This is a genomic window from Allobosea sp. RIT-PG3_2 (assembly GCF_057321085.1).
On sequence record NZ_JBXWCA010000006.1, the window covers coordinates 204,565 to 220,911 of the forward strand.

Annotated in this window: 17 protein-coding genes; 5 read left to right on the top strand and 12 right to left on the bottom strand. The window is 65.9% G+C overall.

What is annotated here, in order from left to right:
- Positions 1–58 precede the first annotated feature (58 nt).
- The 6 genes from dksA to AC2FAN_RS18550 all read right to left on the bottom strand — a co-directional run bounded on the left by dksA (position 59) and on the right by AC2FAN_RS18550 (position 6,098).
- On the bottom strand, positions 59–481 hold the full coding sequence (gene dksA / locus AC2FAN_RS18525) for an RNA polymerase-binding protein DksA (RefSeq protein WP_265053972.1): 423 nt from the start codon (positions 479–481) through the stop codon (positions 59–61).
- 183 nt (positions 482–664) lie between these two features.
- Positions 665–1,696 (bottom strand): hypothetical protein, encoded by a 1,032-nt coding sequence (locus tag AC2FAN_RS18530; RefSeq protein ID WP_485175849.1) that lies wholly within the window; start codon positions 1,694–1,696, stop codon positions 665–667.
- Positions 1,671–3,044: an MBOAT family O-acyltransferase gene (locus AC2FAN_RS18535; protein ID WP_485175850.1), complete on the bottom strand. Its 1,374-nt coding sequence runs from the start codon at positions 3,042–3,044 to the stop codon at positions 1,671–1,673. The genes AC2FAN_RS18530 and AC2FAN_RS18535 overlap by 26 nt, the downstream gene beginning before the upstream one ends.
- 186 nt (positions 3,045–3,230) lie before the next feature.
- Positions 3,231–4,760, bottom strand: coding sequence for an acyl-CoA carboxylase subunit beta (locus AC2FAN_RS18540; RefSeq protein WP_265053969.1), 1,530 nt, complete (start codon positions 4,758–4,760; stop codon positions 3,231–3,233).
- 96 nt (positions 4,761–4,856) lie between these two features.
- The gene (locus AC2FAN_RS18545; protein WP_265053968.1) at positions 4,857–5,243 is read right to left on the bottom strand and encodes a DUF1801 domain-containing protein; all 387 of its coding nucleotides are present in this window, start codon (positions 5,241–5,243) and stop codon (positions 4,857–4,859) included.
- A 66-nt stretch (positions 5,244–5,309) separates the two neighbouring features.
- Positions 5,310–6,098 (bottom strand): ATP12 family chaperone protein, encoded by a 789-nt coding sequence (locus AC2FAN_RS18550; RefSeq protein ID WP_485175851.1) that lies wholly within the window; start codon positions 6,096–6,098, stop codon positions 5,310–5,312.
- 29 nt (positions 6,099–6,127) lie between these two features.
- Here AC2FAN_RS18550 and AC2FAN_RS18555 point away from each other — a divergent pair, with 29 nt between their 5' ends.
- Complete coding sequence (locus AC2FAN_RS18555; protein ID WP_485175852.1) at positions 6,128–6,391, top strand: hypothetical protein; 264 nt, start codon at positions 6,128–6,130, stop codon at positions 6,389–6,391.
- A 4-nt stretch (positions 6,392–6,395) separates the two neighbouring features.
- On the opposite strand, the gene AC2FAN_RS18560 is transcribed toward AC2FAN_RS18555, so the two are convergent.
- Complete coding sequence (locus AC2FAN_RS18560; RefSeq protein WP_485175853.1) at positions 6,396–7,394, bottom strand: P1 family peptidase; 999 nt, start codon at positions 7,392–7,394, stop codon at positions 6,396–6,398.
- Positions 7,395–7,567: 173 nt separating this feature from the next.
- Between AC2FAN_RS18560 and AC2FAN_RS18565 the strand changes: the two genes are divergently transcribed.
- Positions 7,568–8,194 (top strand): hypothetical protein, encoded by a 627-nt coding sequence (locus tag AC2FAN_RS18565; protein WP_485175854.1) that lies wholly within the window; start codon positions 7,568–7,570, stop codon positions 8,192–8,194.
- 340 nt (positions 8,195–8,534) lie between these two features.
- Here the strand turns inward: AC2FAN_RS18565 and AC2FAN_RS18570 are convergent, their stop codons facing one another.
- Entirely contained in the window at positions 8,535–8,777 is a 243-nt protein-coding gene (locus AC2FAN_RS18570) for a hypothetical protein (RefSeq protein WP_265053963.1), read from the bottom strand.
- 201 nt (positions 8,778–8,978) lie between these two features.
- Between AC2FAN_RS18570 and AC2FAN_RS18575 the strand changes: the two genes are divergently transcribed.
- Positions 8,979–9,131, top strand: a complete 153-nt coding sequence (locus tag AC2FAN_RS18575; protein ID WP_265053962.1) for a hypothetical protein — start codon at positions 8,979–8,981, stop codon at positions 9,129–9,131.
- 110 nt (positions 9,132–9,241) lie between these two features.
- Here the strand turns inward: AC2FAN_RS18575 and AC2FAN_RS18580 are convergent, their stop codons facing one another.
- The 3 genes from AC2FAN_RS18580 to murI all read right to left on the bottom strand — a co-directional run bounded on the left by AC2FAN_RS18580 (position 9,242) and on the right by murI (position 11,297).
- Complete coding sequence (locus AC2FAN_RS18580) at positions 9,242–9,418, bottom strand: hypothetical protein (protein WP_485175855.1); 177 nt, start codon at positions 9,416–9,418, stop codon at positions 9,242–9,244.
- Between the two features lie 186 nt (positions 9,419–9,604).
- Positions 9,605–10,222 carry a 30S ribosomal protein S4 gene (gene rpsD, locus AC2FAN_RS18585; RefSeq protein WP_265053961.1) on the bottom strand — a complete coding sequence of 206 codons (618 nt, stop codon included), beginning with the start codon at positions 10,220–10,222 and terminating at the stop codon, positions 9,605–9,607.
- A 214-nt stretch (positions 10,223–10,436) separates the two neighbouring features.
- The gene (gene murI / locus AC2FAN_RS18590) at positions 10,437–11,297 is read right to left on the bottom strand and encodes a glutamate racemase (protein WP_485175856.1); all 861 of its coding nucleotides are present in this window, start codon (positions 11,295–11,297) and stop codon (positions 10,437–10,439) included.
- Between the two features lie 136 nt (positions 11,298–11,433).
- Here murI and AC2FAN_RS18595 point away from each other — a divergent pair, with 136 nt between their 5' ends.
- The gene (locus tag AC2FAN_RS18595) at positions 11,434–12,360 is read left to right on the top strand and encodes a bifunctional helix-turn-helix transcriptional regulator/GNAT family N-acetyltransferase (protein WP_485175857.1); all 927 of its coding nucleotides are present in this window, start codon (positions 11,434–11,436) and stop codon (positions 12,358–12,360) included.
- An 18-nt stretch (positions 12,361–12,378) separates the two neighbouring features.
- Here AC2FAN_RS18595 and AC2FAN_RS18600 read toward each other — a convergent pair whose 3' ends face one another.
- Positions 12,379–13,656 carry a flavin monoamine oxidase family protein gene (locus AC2FAN_RS18600; protein ID WP_485175858.1) on the bottom strand — a complete coding sequence of 426 codons (1,278 nt, stop codon included), beginning with the start codon at positions 13,654–13,656 and terminating at the stop codon, positions 12,379–12,381.
- 362 nt (positions 13,657–14,018) lie between these two features.
- On the opposite strand from AC2FAN_RS18600, the gene AC2FAN_RS18605 reads away from it, so the two are divergent.
- Positions 14,019–16,301 (top strand): TonB-dependent hemoglobin/transferrin/lactoferrin family receptor, encoded by a 2,283-nt coding sequence (locus AC2FAN_RS18605; RefSeq protein ID WP_485175859.1) that lies wholly within the window; start codon positions 14,019–14,021, stop codon positions 16,299–16,301.
- Positions 16,302–16,347 lie beyond the last annotated feature (46 nt).

A 16,347-nucleotide genomic window follows, 5' to 3' on the forward strand; every position in this document is an offset into this window, starting at 1 on the left:
CAAAAAACCCCACGACTTAAGGCGTGGGGCTTTCCGGATAGCGGCCGGCCGGTGCGCTTCAATCGTCGCGGAAGACGCGCTCGTTGCGCTCGTGGCGCTCCTGCGCTTCCAGCGAGAGCGTGGCGATCGGACGGGCTTCCAGGCGCTTCAGCGAGATCGGCTCGCCGGTCTCCTCGCAATAGCCGTAGGAATTGTCATCGATCCGGGCGATGGCGGCTTCGATCTTGGCAATGAGCTTGCGCTGGCGGTCGCGGGCGCGCAGCTCAATGGCGCGGTCGGTCTCGGACGAAGCCCTGTCGGCGATGTCGGGGTGATTCTCACTCTCGCTCTGGAGCGTGACGAGGGTCTCCTTCGCTTCCTTCAGGATCTCATCCTTCCAGGCGAGGAGCTTGCCGCGGAAATACTCGCGTTGACGATCGTTCATGAACGGCTCGTCATCGCTCGGTTTATAATCCGCATCGAGGATGATCTGCTTCGACATGGGCGCGCTCTCTGAGTTGTCCGCTCACGCGCCCCTCGGCTTTGCCGCGGGAGGGTGAGCCGATTTCGCGTCCTTATAGCGATCCGTTTCAAGCGGAACAATCGCTTCCGACATGACTTCAACCGCTTCGTGATTTCGGCCGGCAAAAGGGCGGTTCCAGCCCGATTTCAAGCCGGATAAGCCTCAATCCAGCGTCTGGATGGCGCGGGCGATATCCGCCTCGACCAGCCGGGCGATCGGCTGGCGGTAATGCGTGTGATCGAAGAAGAGATTCGGGTCGTGCAATTCAGGCCTGTCGGTGCGCCAGTCGACGAGCGCCGTGCGCGGCCGGCGTGCCGCCAGATCGGCAAAAGCTGTGCGGCAGGCGGCATCGGCCGCAGCATCGCGCGCGCCGGGCTGAGGCAGCGCCGTGGCATAGGCGGGTGGCCGCACCAGAATCAGCGCGGTCTCGGCCGATGCGGTGCTCATGAGCTTTTCCAGCGCGGCTGCGGCCGGAAAGGGGCCGTCGATATTGCCGCCGCCGGTTTCCTGGCGCTTTTCGAGCCGGGCGCGAATCTCGGGGTTGGTGTCGTAGCCCAGCGCGCGGTAGTTCGCCTCGTAATCCCAGTATCCGTCGGGCGGGGCGCGTTCGGCCTTGCGCGAGGTCAGATAGGTGATCCGGCGCGAGAGTTCCTCGAGCAGATCGAAGCGCATCAAGCCGCCGACATAGTCCGGCAGGCCGCGGCTCAGCAGCCAGAACGGGAAGGGCTTCTCATTGGGCAGGGCGGGATTCGCGGTGCACCAGTAATTGTCGATGCCGATCACGAGCGCCTTCGCCGCGGGGGCACGATGGTGACGCAGGAACCAGTCGGCTGTCGCCAGAACCTCCTTCGGCGTCGTGGCGGGCGCAATCAGCGAGACGAAGGGGATGCCGGTTCGCATACGCAACTCATCCGGCGAGATGAGCTGGATATGCGAGTTGCCGAAGATCGCGCCGGTGAATTGCGGATCGCGGCCACGGCTGGCGAGAGCCGTGCGCGGACCTTGCGGGCGCACGCCTTCCTTCAGTTTGAGCGGCGTGCGGCCGGAATCATAAGGGTCGAGCAGGAAGGCGACCGCCAGGAACGCGACCGAAAACAGCGCTGCCGCCACGAGCAGCGTCGCGATGAAGCTCGTCCACCTCGCCGCCTGAGCGGGCGCGCCGGCCGGCTCAGAACTGGAAGTAGATGAACTCATAATTGGCGTCTTCGCCGATCTTCAGCAGGATGATGACGAACAGGAGCCCCGCCAGAATGGCGAGCCAGCGCGCCGGCGGCAGCTTGTGGACGAGGTTCCAGGCGGTGGGGCCGATGATGGCGAAGGCAGCGGCCGGAACGAGGGCGCGCCATTTGAAGCCCGTCCCTGTCGGGGCGAGGCCGATCAGGCCCTTGTAGATGGTGAGCGCGGCCTCGAAATTCGCAGCGCGAAACAGCACCCAGCAGAACATCACGAAGACGAAGGTCAGAAGCCAGCCAAGCAGGGCGGGCATCGGCAGCCCGGCCCGGCGCCAGAACAGGGCGACGATCAGCGCGAGCCCATGCGCCACGCCCCAGGCGACGAATGTCAGGCCCGCGCCATGCCAGAGGCCGCCGAGGGCCATGGTGGCGAAGAGCGCCCAGATCTGCGTCGGCAGGCCGCTGCGCGAGCCGCCTAGCGGGATGTAGAGATAGTCGCGCAGGAAGCGCGACAGCGTCATGTGCCAGCGCCGCCAGAAATCCTGGATGCTGGGCGAGCGATAGGGCGCCTCGAAGTTCTGCGGCAGGACGATGCCGAAGAGCAAAGCGAGACCGAGCGCCATGTCGGTGTAGCCGGAGAAGTCGAAATAAATCTGGAAGGTGAAGGCGAGCGTTCCCTGCCAGGCCTCGGCCATGCTGACGACCTTTCCCGCTGCCGCCGCGGCGAAGACCGGGTTGGCGTATTCGGCCAGCGGGTCGCCGATCAGCACCTTCTTGGCCAAGCCGAAGGTCAGCAGCATCAGGCCGCGTGCGATTCGCTCGGCAGCATCGGGGCGCTGATAGGGCCGCTCGTCGAGCTGGTGCATGATCTCTCGCCAGCGCACGAGCGGGCCGGCGAGCACCTGCGGGAAGAAGGCGATGTAGAGGGCATAGCGGACGATATCGTAGCGCGGCGCCTGCCCACGCCTGAGATCCGTCAGGTACATGATGTGGTGGAAGGTGAAGAAGGAGATGCCGAGCGGCAGCGCGATATCGAATTTCGGCGCCGGCAATCCGGGAATCATTCCAGCGAGATCGGCGAAGAAGTTGAAGTACTTGAACACTGCGAGGACGGCGAGGTTCAGCACGATCGCCAGTGTGATCAGCCCGCTCGACTTGGTCTTCTGAAAGGCCTCAGCGATCAGCCAGTTCAGCCCGATGGAGAGAGCGAGCAACGGCAGGAAGCGCCAGTCCCAATAGCCGTAGAAGGCGAAGGACAGCACGACGAGAACCGGCAGCCGCCAGCGCGGCGCGAAGCGCTCGGCCAGCCAGTGCAGCGCGAGCGCCAGCGGCAAAAAGGCAAGCAGGAAAGCGAAGGAGTTGAACAGCATCCGGGCAGGGCAGATCAGAGGATGGCTGCCGCCTTAGACCATTATCCGGTGCGAGTCATGCCCGAGGGCAATGCGCCCGGGCGTCATTCTCGGGCGGAGCGAAGCGCAGACCCGAGAATCTCATGCCGAAAGAGGCTCTGGCATGAGATGCTCTGGTCAGGCTCGAGCATGACGCGCCCTGTGATTTTACAGCGGAATGTTGTCGTGCTTGCGCCAGGGCCGCTCGACGTTCTTGGTCCTGAGCATGGCGAGCGCGCGGGCAACGCGGCGTCGCGTCGAGTGCGGCATGATGACCTCGTCGACATAGCCGCGCTCGGCCGCGACGAAGGGGGACATGAAGCGGTCCTCATATTCCTTGGTCTGGCGCGCGATGGTCTCGGCGTCGCCGCCGCGGAAGATGATCTCGACCGCGCCCTTGGCGCCCATCACCGCGATCTGGGCCGTCGGCCAGGCGTAGTTGACGTCGGCGCCGATATGCTTGGAGGCCATCACGTCATAGGCGCCGCCGAAGGCCTTGCGGGTGATGATCGTCACCAGCGGCACGGTGCATTCCGAGTAGGCGTAGAGCAGCTTGGCGCCATGCTTGATCAGCCCCCCATATTCCTGCGCCGTGCCCGGCAGGAAGCCGGGAACGTCGACGAAGGTGACGATCGGGATTTCGAAAGCGTCGCAATAGCGCACGAAGCGTGCGGCCTTGCGCGAGGCGTCGGAGTCGAGCACGCCGGCCAGCACCATCGGCTGGTTGGCGACGATGCCGACGGTGCGGCCCTCGATGCGCGCGAAGCCGGTGACGATGTTCTTGGCGTAGGCTTCCTGGATCTCGAAGAAGTCGCCCTCGTCGACGGTCTTCTGGATGAGCTCCTTGATATCGTAGGGCTTGTTAGGGTTGTCCGGGACGAGCGTGTCGAGGCTCATGTCGACGCGATCGGGCACGTCGAATGACGGCCATTCCGGCACCCCGACGGTGTTGTTGGCCGGCAGGAAGTCGATCAGGCGGCGCACCTGCAGCAGCGCCTCCACATCGTTCTCGAAGGAGCCGTCGGCAACCGAGGATTTGGAGGTGTGGACCTTTGCACCGCCAAGCTCTTCGGAGGTGACGGTCTCGTTGGTGACGGTCTTCACCACCTCCGGGCCGGTCACGAACATGTAGCTGGTGTCGCGGACCATGAAGATGAAGTCGGTCATCGCCGGCGAATAGACGTCGCCGCCGGCGCAGGGCCCCATGATGACGGAGATCTGCGGGATGACGCCCGAGGCCTGGACGTTGCGCTTGAAGACCTCGCCATAGCCGCCGAGCGCCGCGACGCCTTCCTGGATGCGGGCGCCGCCGGCATCGAACAGGCCGACGATCGGGGCGCGCATCTTCAGCGCCATGTCCTGGATCTTGGTGATCTTCTGGGCATGCGTCTCGGAGAGCGAGCCGCCGAAGACGGTGAAGTCCTTGGAGAAGACGAAGACGGTGCGGCCATTGACCGTGCCCCAGCCGGTGACGACACCATCGCCGGGTATCTTTTCGCCCTTCTCCATCCCGAAGTCGACGCAGCGATGCTGCACGAACATGTCGAACTCCTCGAAGGAGTCCTTGTCGAGCAGAAGCTCGATGCGTTCGCGAGCCGTCAGCTTGCCGCGCTTGTGCTGCGCGTCGATCCGCCGTTCGCCGCCTCCCGATCGCGCGCCGGCGCGACGGTCTTCGAGCTGTTCGAGGATGTCCTTCATGGCGGCAAGCTCCGGGCGGAAATCGCGTCTCGAAGCCGGCTTAAGCGGCGCGACCGCCAGAGTCCATTACGACATTTGCTCAAGCGCGGAGCGGCATCATGCCGATCGCTCCGCCGGGTTACCCAGTTCGGTGTTCAGACGGACGGCTTCCGTCACCAGAGCGGCTATGGTGTCTGGCGCGATCGAATCGCCTTCGTGCAGCTCCCAGGTCGCCATCTCGTATTTGCCGCCGGGTTTCAGCTGTGGCGCGATCTGTTGCAGACGCTTGCCGCGCCAGAAGCCGAAGAGCACGCGCTTCGCCTCGGCGCGGATCAGCAGGACGGGGCCGTTGGCGAAATAGACCAGATGGGTCCATTTGATGCGCTCTTCGACCGGGGCCGCGGCCAGTACGCCTTGCCGCAGATGCTCGACGAGGGCGCGCTGCCAGCCCGCCAGCGCGGCGACATATCCGTCGGGTGAGGTTGCGGCCGGACCCATTGCCATGTGGCCACCTCTCAATTTTCCATCAGGGCGATCGAACGACGATCCGACCCCTGCCTGTTCGAAAGCTCAACCCTTCGTCAGCAACAGCACTGCGGCATCGAATTCGCGCCGGCGGATCGCGCGGCGCTCGGCCGCTTCCCCGTCCTGGCCCCAGACCGAGATCTGATAATCCTCGTCGAGATGCGCCGCCTGCCAGGCAGCCTCGGCATCGATCAGCCCGTTCGCGAGAGCGAGCAGAACGATGGTCGAGCCGGTCAGGGTCATGACATTGTGGGCGCCGGCCAGAGCGACGGGCGTCGGGATCTTCTCGACCTGCCGGGCAACGCCAGCGAGCGTCTCGGCCGGTTGCTCGGCGAAGACGACGCCTTCGGCAAGGATGAAGCGCCCGCCGATCAGCGCCTCGACGCCCTTCACGATGGGCTGCCAGACTTCATCCTGCCGCGTCACGAGCGCCTCTGGCTCACCGGCGCGATAGCAGAGCGCATCGGATGCGGAGTAGCGCACGATCTCCGCCCGAACGGCTTCCTGCTGATCCTCGACACCGTCCAGCGCCGAGTTGACGAGGCGCGTCAGAGGCATCCGGGCCGGGTCGATCCGCTCGATCTGCTGCTCCCACTCGGCTGCGAGGGCCTCGGCGACAGCGCGGGAGCCGACAGCCAGCGGCTTGCGGGCCGGCGTGCGGGCGGTTCTGCCGTCGAGCGCGACATGGAACAGGCCGTCGCGCTCGAGCACGCCGGCTTCCTTGTAGAAGCGCGCGGGCAGGGGGTTGCGCATGGCCTGCTGGGCGGCCGCCACGGGATCCGGCTGGCTGGCGCCGGGCGAACCGAAGCGGGCGAGGAAATCGTCTGTGGACATGGCCTCGCCATAGCGCATTCGCGCCGGGCTTGAAACCGGCCGCTTCAGGCGGCGCGGACGCGTCCGAGGAACTGCGCCACCTCGGCGTCGAGATGCGACGACTGCAGGGAGAGCTGGTCGGCGGAGTCGGCGATGTGGCTGGCGGCTTCGTCGGTCTCGGCGGCGACACGGCTGACGATGTCGATGTTGCCGGCAGCGGCGATCGTCTCGTCGGCCGCCTGGTTGCGGGAGCAGGCTTGCGATTTCGTAACCTCGACAAGCTCTGTGAGCCGGATTGCTCGCGATGGTTGTAGTCTCTCAGCTGCGGAACCGATCCTGCCATGCCGGCTTGGCGCCCGGAAAGGGCAGGGCCGTCGCCGCATGCACGCCGCGAGCGATTGCACGCGCCAGGACATCGGCCGCGGTGGTGCAGAGCTCGGTCAGGGCAAAGGCATCAGATGGCGCGCCGCTGTAGCCGGTTGCCGCTGCGAAGACGATGTCGCCGTCGAGCGGGGCGTGGGCCGGGCGAAGGGCGCGGGCGAGGCCGTCATGGGCAGCGAGGGCGAGGCGGCGCGCCTGTGCCTTGGTCAACACCGCGTCGGTGGCCACCAGCGCGATCGTCGTGTTCTGCCCGGTGCCGCCCTTGAAGCGCAGGGCCGTGTCGGCCGGAGTGATCGTCGCCGGCCAGCCAAGCCCGCCGAATTCATCGCCGCGTTCGTAAGGAGCCGCCCAGAAATGCGGGCCGTCGCCAATCGTGGCGGTGCCGACGGCGTTGACGGCAACGAGGGCGCCGACGATCTGCCCGGTTGCGGCGCGGGCGCTGGCCGAGCCGATGCCGCCCTTCAGATTGGCGGTCGCGGCGCCAAAGCCGGCGCCTGCGGTGCCCAGTGCGAAGGTGGTGGAGGCCTCCGCGGCTGCGCGCGCGCCCAGCGCACGATAGGGCGTTTCGCCTTCGCCGCGCGCCCAGCGCTTCTCGCCGCCATTGGCGAGGTCGAACAGGATGGCTTGCGGCACGATCGGGATGCGCAAGGCGCCGACCGGAAAGCCCCGCCCTTCGCGCGCCAGCCAGCTCATGACGCCGTCGGCGGCGCCCAGCCCCCAGGCCGATCCGCCGGAAAGCACGATCGCGTCGACATGCTCGACCGTCATCTCGGGAAGGAGGAGCGCCGTGTCGCGGGTGCCCGGTGCGCCGCCGAGCACGGCGGCGGAAGCGATCGTCGGGCGTTCGAATATGGCTGCGGTCACGCCGGTCGCTGCCGTTGCGTCATCTGCATGGCCGACGAGGACGCCGCGGACATCGGTGATGAGGTTATGCATGGGACGTCCGATGGCGAACCGAATCGCGCGGCGCGCGTTGTCGTCACATTACGATCTTTTCATCTTCGGGCCATTGCCGGGTCAGACAGCGGGGGGCAGGCTGACCCCATCGCCAATCGGCCTCGAGACCCGCTGAGCGACATACCGACTGGACTGCCTCAAGGGAGATTCCCATGAAACCCATCGCTCTCATCGCCGCGTCGTCGATCGCGATGTTGGCCGGCACCTTCGCCCTGGCACAGCCGCAACCGGTCCCGCCGGCTGGCGGCGACCAGAAACAGGAGCGCTCGGAGACCCGCGAGCAGCGCCGGACCGAATGGCGCGAGCGCCGCGCCGAGCGCGCCAAGGCGCGTCTCGACGAGCGACTGGCTAGGGTTCGCACGGACCTCAAGCTCAAGCCCGAGCAGACGGCAGCTTTCGACAAGGTCGAGGCGCTCGTCAAACAGCGCAGCGAGCAGCGTGTCCAGCAATGGACGGCGATGCGGGAGGAGCGCGAGAAGCTGCGCCATGCCGATCTGATGGAGCGGCTCGACGCAGCCGCCGCCCGGCAGAGCGAGCGCGCGGCCCGATCGAAGGAGCTGGCCAATGCGGTTCGCCCGCTCTGGACCACGCTTAGCGACGAGCAGAAGACGGTGCTGCGCCGTTCGGTGCGCGAAGCCATGGCGGAAGGACAGGAGCGCTTCCGCGAGATGCGCGCCTGGCGCGGCGGCGGGCAGCATGACGAGGATGATCGCGGGCCGCGCCGCTGGCGCGACCGGGACGACCGTCGCGACCGGGGCGGCTCCGACGACGACGAGTAAACCCCGCCGGTATTCGGCGATCGATCCCGAACCCTGACGACATCACGCCCCCGGCTCGCCCCGGGGGCGTATCTTCATGCGATCGCCGCTGCCTGCCATGAAGCTGCAGCCGTATGTTTATCCAGGCCGTCCAGCTTACGCCGTTCCTGACGAGAGCGAGATTATCGCCCAGCTCATGAGCAAGGCGGCCCATCGCAAGGAATCCGACCGGATCGTCTCCAGGCTGGCGCGCCTGATGTCGGTGAGCGGCGCCACCTGGGAGAGCAGCGTCAGCACTGACCGGGCGGGCCACTGCCTTTCCGAGCAGATGCGATGCCGCTATTCGAGGGCTTCCAGTGGCTCAGCCGCCGACCGTGTCAGTCACGCATTTCTTGGTGAAGCTCGCCTTGGCCGCGCCGGCCAGCTTCCTGTCGGCCGCCTGCTTGTCGCAGGATGCGGTCGCGTCCTTCTGGCATTTGGTGAGGAAACTGGTCTTGGCTGCGCCGGCGAGCTTCTTGTCGGAAGCCTGGAGGTTGCAGCTCTGTGCCTGAGCAGCGCCCGCGGTGCAGCCCAGGACGAACGCGATGAGCAGGGCTCTCTTCATGCGAATCTCCTCTCGATGGGAGGACGACGCTACGGCATCCCACGCCGAAGGCAAACGTCGATCGTGAAGCTGCCTTGCTTTCGCCGGACTTGCTAACGCACGGATCTGAATGGGGTTTCCCGAATTCACCATATCCATTCAGGTTGGGTTCACAGGTCGCCATTTACGCTTTGTCAGCAAATGCGATGCGAGAGGTTAGCCATGAAGCAGACGTGGTTAGCATGGGCGATGCGAGCCTTCATCGGGTCCGTCTTTGTCGTGTGCCTCTTCGGGCCCTACGCGCTGTCGATCCTGATCGGTTGCGTCGGCGTGGGCTGTTATTTCTTCCGCGACGAGGTCGGCTCGCATCTCTAGGCGATGCGGTCTCATCGCGATCATCTGATCCGGCGCAGACGACAGGCCTTCACCCTTCCGCCCCTGTCATCCGAGCGCCAGATGCAGCCGGGGCCGCTTGGTGCCCGATCTCAGGGATGAACGACCGCCCGGCGCCTGAGCGTGCCTGTCCGGTTCGAGACATCATGGCCGCCGATACGGACACCGCCGCCGAACCGCACCTCGGCCCGAGCGACCGGTAGTGTCGCCAGGGAAGCGAGCAGCCCGACAACAAGGCTGGGCAGATATCCGCGCTCCGATCTCGGCATTCTGAACAAGATCCACGCTCGTGGTCTTCACCGGCATCGGGCAGTGAGGAAAGCCGCGCCTGTTGCTCAATAACAGGCGGCTGTCCCGCGTCGAACGCAGCAGGATCATGCGCAACAAAAAAGGGATGGCAGAAACCTGCCATCCCCCAAAACTTGCCTATGTGCGACCAGTAGGCCGCAGCCGGATCAGCGCGAGTAGAACTCGATGACCAGGTTCGGTTCCATCTGCACCGCGTAGGGCACGTCCGACAGGGTCGGGGTGCGGGTGAAGGTGGCCGAGGACTTGGTGTGGTCGGCGTCGATGTAATCAGGCACGTCGCGCTCGGCGAGGCCGGCGGACTCGATCACGATGGCGAGCTGCTTCGAGCTGTCCTTGACCGCGATCACGTCGCCCGGCTTCACCTGATAGGAAGCGATGTTGACGCGCTTGCCGTTCACGGTGATGTGGCCGTGGTTGACGAACTGGCGGGCGGCGAAGACGGTCGGCACGAACTTGGCGCGGTAGATCACCGCGTCGAGACGACGCTCCAGCAGGCCGACGAGGTTCTCGCCCGAGTCGCCCTTGAGGCGGATCGCCTCGGCGTAGTAGCGGCGGAACTGCTTCTCGGAGATCGAGCCGTAATAGCCCTTCAGCTTCTGCTTGGCGCGCAGCTGGGTGCCGAAGTCGGACGGCTTGCCCTTGCGGCGCTGGCCATGCTGGCCGGGGCCGTATTCACGACGGTTGACCGGGGACTTCGGACGGCCCCAGATGTTCTGACCGAGACGGCGGTCAATCTTGTACTTCGCCTCATGGCGCTTCGACATATCGCGTGTCCTCTATGGTTCGCGAGTTGAGGACCGCGCCCTCCTGTCCCCGTCTCCGGGGCGACAGATCCGACTCTGAAGTGAGTGGATCACGGGTGCGGAAAAAGCCACGCGGCCCCGTCAGGAGCCGCGCGACGGCGCTCTAGAACCATGCGCCGGCTGATTTGTCAAACGCGAATGGGTGCGGCGGCCGGTGCAGTGGCGTGCCGAGGGCTCAGTTTGCCAGCGGCACGGGCTCGATCGCGATGCGCGCCAGACCATAGCCGGCAAGCGCGATCCGCAGCGGGCCGCTCAGCCCGGCGCCCGATGTGAAGACGGCGGTTGCGTCCGGGCAGGGGCCCTCGGCAACGGGGCCGAGGAGATTAACGACGCGGCGCGCGATCGCCGGAGCGGGGTCGATCCATTCGACCGGCCAGGGCGCGAGCCGCTTCATCCGCTCCAGGACGAGCGGGTAGTGGGTGCAGGACAGCGTGACGACATCGGTACGGCGCCCGCCCGACTCCACGAAGCAGGGCGCGATCTCGGCGAGCAGGGCATCGTCATCGGCGGGTTCGCCCCGGAGTGCCTGTTCGGCCAGGCCGGCAAGCCGTGTAGAGCCGACGAGCGTGACATGGCATGCGCCGGCATAGGTCTCGATCAGCTCGCGTGTATAGACGCGGGCGACCGTGCCCGGCGTGGCGAGGACTGAGATCATGCCGCTCCGCGTCGCCGCCGCTGCGGGCTTGATCGCTGGCACCGTGCCGACGAAGGGGATGGCGAAGCGCGCCCGCAGCGCCGGCAGCACCAGCGTGGAGGCCGTGTTGCAGGCGATGACGACGAGATCGGGGTGATAGCGGGCGACGAGCCGCTCCATCACCGCGAGGATACGAGCGACGAGCTCATCCTCGCCGAGCCGGCCATAGGGAAAACCGGCATCGTCGGCAGCGTAGACGATATGCGCGCCGGGACAGGCCTGCGTCGTCCGCGACAGCACGGTGAGGCCGCCTAGCCCGGAATCGAAGACGAGGATGGTGGGTTGGGGGCGCGGGACCGCAAGGGGGCGGTATTCCGTTCCAGCGAGAAGATCGACCTGCATGTCAGCGCCGCGAGACGTCAAAATCCGACTCCGCCAGAGACCGGTTAAAGGAGAGTCAACGATGCCCTGCATTGGTGTCCTGAATTTAGTTGACTTGGTCCACTAAGTTGACTGATTCCGGCTGCGGAGGTGAGCCATGGACTCCAACGAAAACGCTGCCGTAGCGGCGATCCGCCGGTTCAATCGCTTTCATACCCGCTGGGTTGGCGCGCTCGGAAGCAGCCTGCACGGCTCCGGCGTGCCGCTGACCGAGGCACGCGTGCTCTATGAACTGGCGCAGCGCGACGACTGGCAGGCGGCGGAGATGGCGAAGGCGCTCGATCTCGATCCGGCCTATCTCTCGCGCATCCTGAAGCGCTTTGCGGCGCAGGGCTTGATCGAGCGCAGCCGATCATCGGCAGACGGGCGGGCGTGGCAGTTGCGGCTGACCGCGGAGGGCAGGGCGTTCTTCGCTGTGCTGGATGAGGCTTCCGATACGCAGGCACGAGCGATTCTGTCCCGGCTCGGCCCCTCGCAGCAGGTGAATCTGGTCGATGCGCTCGACGTGGCGCAGGGCCTTCTCTCATCCGAGCCGCAAGCCCGTTCAGGACCCGTCATCCGCGAGCATCGGGCTGGCGATATCGGCTGGGTGATTTCTGCCCATGGTCGGCTCTATGCCGAGGACTACGGCTGGGATCTGAGTTTCGAGGCACTCGTCGCAGAGATCGCGGCCAAGTTCCTGCGTGATTTCAAGCCGGGGCGCGAGCGCTGCTTCATCGCCGAGCTGGGTGGCGCGCCGGCCGGATCGGCCTTCGTCGTGCAGGAGGATGAGGCTACGGCCAAGCTCAGGCTCGTGCTGGTCGAGAGGCGGGCGCAGGGGCTGGGGCTCGGCAAGACGCTCGTGCGCGAGGCGATCGGCTTCGCCCGTGATGCGGGCTATACGCGCATGGTGCTCTGGACCAACGATATCCTCCATGCCGCGCGCGCGATCTATCTCGCGGAGGGCTTTCGGCTGGTGGCCGAGGAAACGCACCATTCCTTCGGCCAGCATCTGGTCGGGCAGAGTTGGGAACTGATCCTTTAGAGGGACGAAACCCTGTCGTCAGGCCTTGAGCCGCGCGAGCGCCGTTGCTGCAGCCCGGCCGGCCAGCGTGGCGCCGCCGACCGTCATGGCGCCGCCGCCCGCAGTCGCCTCGCCGGCAATGACGAGCCGGCCGCCGATGGGTTGGGCAAGCGCCTCCCGGGCGTTCTCGTGGCCGGGATCGCAGACGGAATAGGAGCCCCGCGAGAAGGGGTCGGTCCACCAGGCCGGAAAGGACACCGCCTTGACCGCCTTGCGGAAATCGGCGCCGACCATCGTCGCGAGCAGGTCGACGACATGGGCGCGCGCCTCCTGCGTGCCGGCTTCGGAGAGCTTGCGTGCATAGTCGCCGCCGCAATAGCCGATGACGATGTCCTTGCCGTCCGGGAACATGTCGAAATTCATCATGCGCTCGGGCGCTCCGGCCTCGAGCAGGCTCGCCCCCGGCGTGAGGCCGAAACGATCGCCCTCGACCCGAAACGCAATCTTGGTCAGCGCGCCCATATGCAGGCCCGTGAGAGCATCGCGGGTCGCGGCGGGCAATTCCGGGGTAAAGCGGATAGCGCCGGCCTTGAGGACGCCGACCGGCACGGTGACGATGCAGCCATTGGCGCGCAACTCGCCCGAGCGTGAAGTCACGGTGACAGAGGGGCCGTCCCAGCGAATCGCTTCGACGGGCTCGTTCAGCCGGATATCCAGGCCGGCGGCTGAGCGGGTGACGAGATCGCCGTAGCCGGAGGGAATGACGAGATCGTCGCCCGACCAGAGGCGTTGATAGTCGCGGGCCGAAATCCGGCTGGATTCCTCGCCGATCGAAAGCAGCAAGCCAGATGCCGCAACGGGAGCGCTGTCGGGCCCGAGGTCACCGAGCAGTTCCGCGATCGACATGTCGCGTGCCGCGAGATCGACAGTCTCAAGCCGTCGGTCGATCTGGTTGAAGGTATCGCGCCGGCGGCGACGATCGGCATCCGCCATGGGGCGTCCGTTGGCGAAGACACGGAAGCCACCGCCCCAGGACTCCTCCGCCGTCTCGATGCGGAGCTCGCGGGCGATCTGGACCCACGGATTGCGCTCCGCCCAATGGATGAACATCGCCCCGGCATCATAGGCCGGTCCAAGCGAATTATCGGTGAAGGCGCGCCCGCCGACGCGGCCGCGCGCCTCCAGAACGATCGGTTTGCGTCCCGCTGCGCGCAGCGCCTGGGCGGCCGCGATACCCGCCGCACCCGCGCCGACGATGACGATATCGGCATCCGTCGCAGCAGAGCTGCGGCCGGAGATGGCGAAAGCGGCGGCCATGGCGCTGCCTCCGGTCAGCAGCTTGCGGCGGGTCGTTCTGGTGTGGCGGGAATTCATGACAGGACAATGCGCGCTGTCGGCGACGTTGCAATGGCCGGAGCGGCGGCAGGCATGACTTCGGCGATCACGACCTCGGGAGCGATGCGTGATGTCGCCCGGAAGAAACGATGCAGTTCTACATTGGAATAGTTCTTTATTAGAACGCCTCTATTGTTTTGCTGAATCTTTCTCGATAATTGACAGTATCCATTACGATCAATATCGGTCCATCGGCCTTATTCGAGCGTATAGGGCCTTCTTTTTACTCATTTTAAATTGCTGCGCAGGCTCAACCGCCGCGCGGCAAGGACGGGATACGGGCGATGGGGTATCTTTCCGGTCGGCTTCGCGGCGGCGTGGCGCTTGGAAGCCTGGCATTGGTGCTTCTGGCTTCATCCGCTGAGGCGCAGCAACGGACCCGCCAGGCGGCGCCAGCGCCGGTTTTGGTCGGCGATGCCCCGGTCGTGCTCGACCAGATCAATGTGCAGGGCGAGGGCGTGCCCGGCGGCGCGCTGCTGAGCGGCCCCACGACGACGCGCACGACACGCCAGGAACTGGACCGCGAGCAGATCCAGAGCCTGACGGACCTCTCGAACCGCGTCGAAGCCGGCATCACCTTCAACCGCCAGACCAATTCGCTCAACATCCGCGGCCTTGACGGCGCGCGCGTGCTGACGACGATCGACGGCATCCGCCAGCCCTTCATCATCGATACTCGCGTCAATCGTGGCGCGCAGAACGCCTTCGATTTCGATTCGCTGTCGACGCTCGACCTGCTACGCGGCGGCAGCGGCGCCAGCACGCTGGGCAGCGGCGCGCTCGGTGGCGCGCTGGCAGTGCGCACGCTCGATCCCGAGGACCTGCTCCGCAACGGGCGTTCCTATGGCGCGCTGGCCAAGACCGGCTACGACAGCACGGACCGGGCGTGGTTCGGTAGTGCGGCGGCTGCGGCCAAGATGGGCAACACCTCCGTCCTGCTGCAGGGCGGCTTCCGCGACGGACATGAGATCGACAACAAGGGCACCAACAAGTCGATCGGTGCAGCGCGCACGGCTCCCAACCCGTCCGATTTCAACCAGTACAATTTCCTCGCCAAGCTCTACCAGCAGGTCGGGGATCACCGCTTCGGCATTCAGGGCGAGCTCTTCAAGCGCGCCGACCGGGTGCAGACCCGCACCAGCACGGTGTCGCTGACCGGCAACTTCCGCCCCGGCTCCTACCAGACCGGCGAGGATGTCGAGCGCAACCGCGTTTCGCTGACCTATGACTACAAGGTGCCCGGGTCGTTCTTCGACGAGGCCCATGCCGTTGCCTACTGGCAGCGCCTCAAGCGCAACGATCTCGTCAATGCCTGGCGCTACACCACCATCATCGGGCCGCATGTGCGAGACAACGAGAACGATGAGAACGCCTACGGCTTCAACGGCCATGTCATCAAGAATTTCCAGACCGGCGCGCTGTCGCATCGCCTGTTGGTCGGCACCGAACTGCGCATGTCGACGCTCGAGCAGTTCTCCTCGGGCGTTGACAACTGCCCAGCCAAGCCCCCCTCGGGCCTCTATACCGGCGCTTTCACGACCTGCAACAACCTGCACACCAATCAGGCCGACCAGCCGAAGGTCGATGGCAAGCTTGTCGGCATCTATGCGCATGACGAGATCGGCATGCTCGACAATCGACTGCGCATCACGCCCGGCGTCCGGTTCGACTGGTACGAGGAAGTGCCGCAGAACACGCCGGCCTTCTTCGCCGGCGGCTCGCGTCCGACCGCTCTGCCGCCGTCGTCCAGCGATACCGGCTGGTCGCCGCGCGTTCGCCTCGAATACGACATCCTCAAGAACGCGCCCGGGGTGAGGGACGTTACCTTCTTCGCGCAGTGGGCGAAGACCTTCCGTGCGCCGACGGCCAATGAGCTATATGGCCGCTTCGGCGGGCCGGGCACCTATCTGCGCAGGGGCAATCCGGATCTGCGTCCGGAGGAGGGCAACGGCATCGATGTCGGCGTCCGCCTCGGCGACAAGCAGCTCGGCGGGTCGATCACGTACTTCTACACGAAGTATCACAACTTCATCGAGCAGCTTCAGGTCGAGCCGCTGAGCGCGCTCTACCCACAGGGTGGCGTCGTCAGCTTCCGCAACATTCCCCGCGCCGAGATCCAGGGCGTGGAGATCAACGGCCAGTACGCCTTCGCGCAGAATTGGCTGGTGCGTGGCTCCTTCGCCTATACGCGCGGCGTGAACAAGACCGACAACACCTTCCTGAACTCAATTCCGCCGGTGCAGGGCATTGTCGCGATTGCCTACGGCACGGATTACTGGGGCGCCGAAGTCTCGACCAAACTCGCCGGCAAGCGTGACGACGTCGCGGCGACGACGGGTAGCGCTCAGGGCTTCCGGGCACCGGGCTACGCGATCTTCAACGCCTCGGCCTGGTGGCGCCCGATGCCGCAGATCGCGGACCTTGAATTGCAGATCGGCGTCTACAATATCTTCGATCGCAAGTACTTCGACGCGGTCAACGTCCCGACCGGGGTGCTGGCGCAGGCCCGCGACTATTACAGCGAGCCGGGCCGCACCGTGAAGGCGACGTTGAAGTATCAGTTCTGACCGGGCGTTTCGAGACCCCCCGGACCAGACAAGCCGGCCCTTCGGG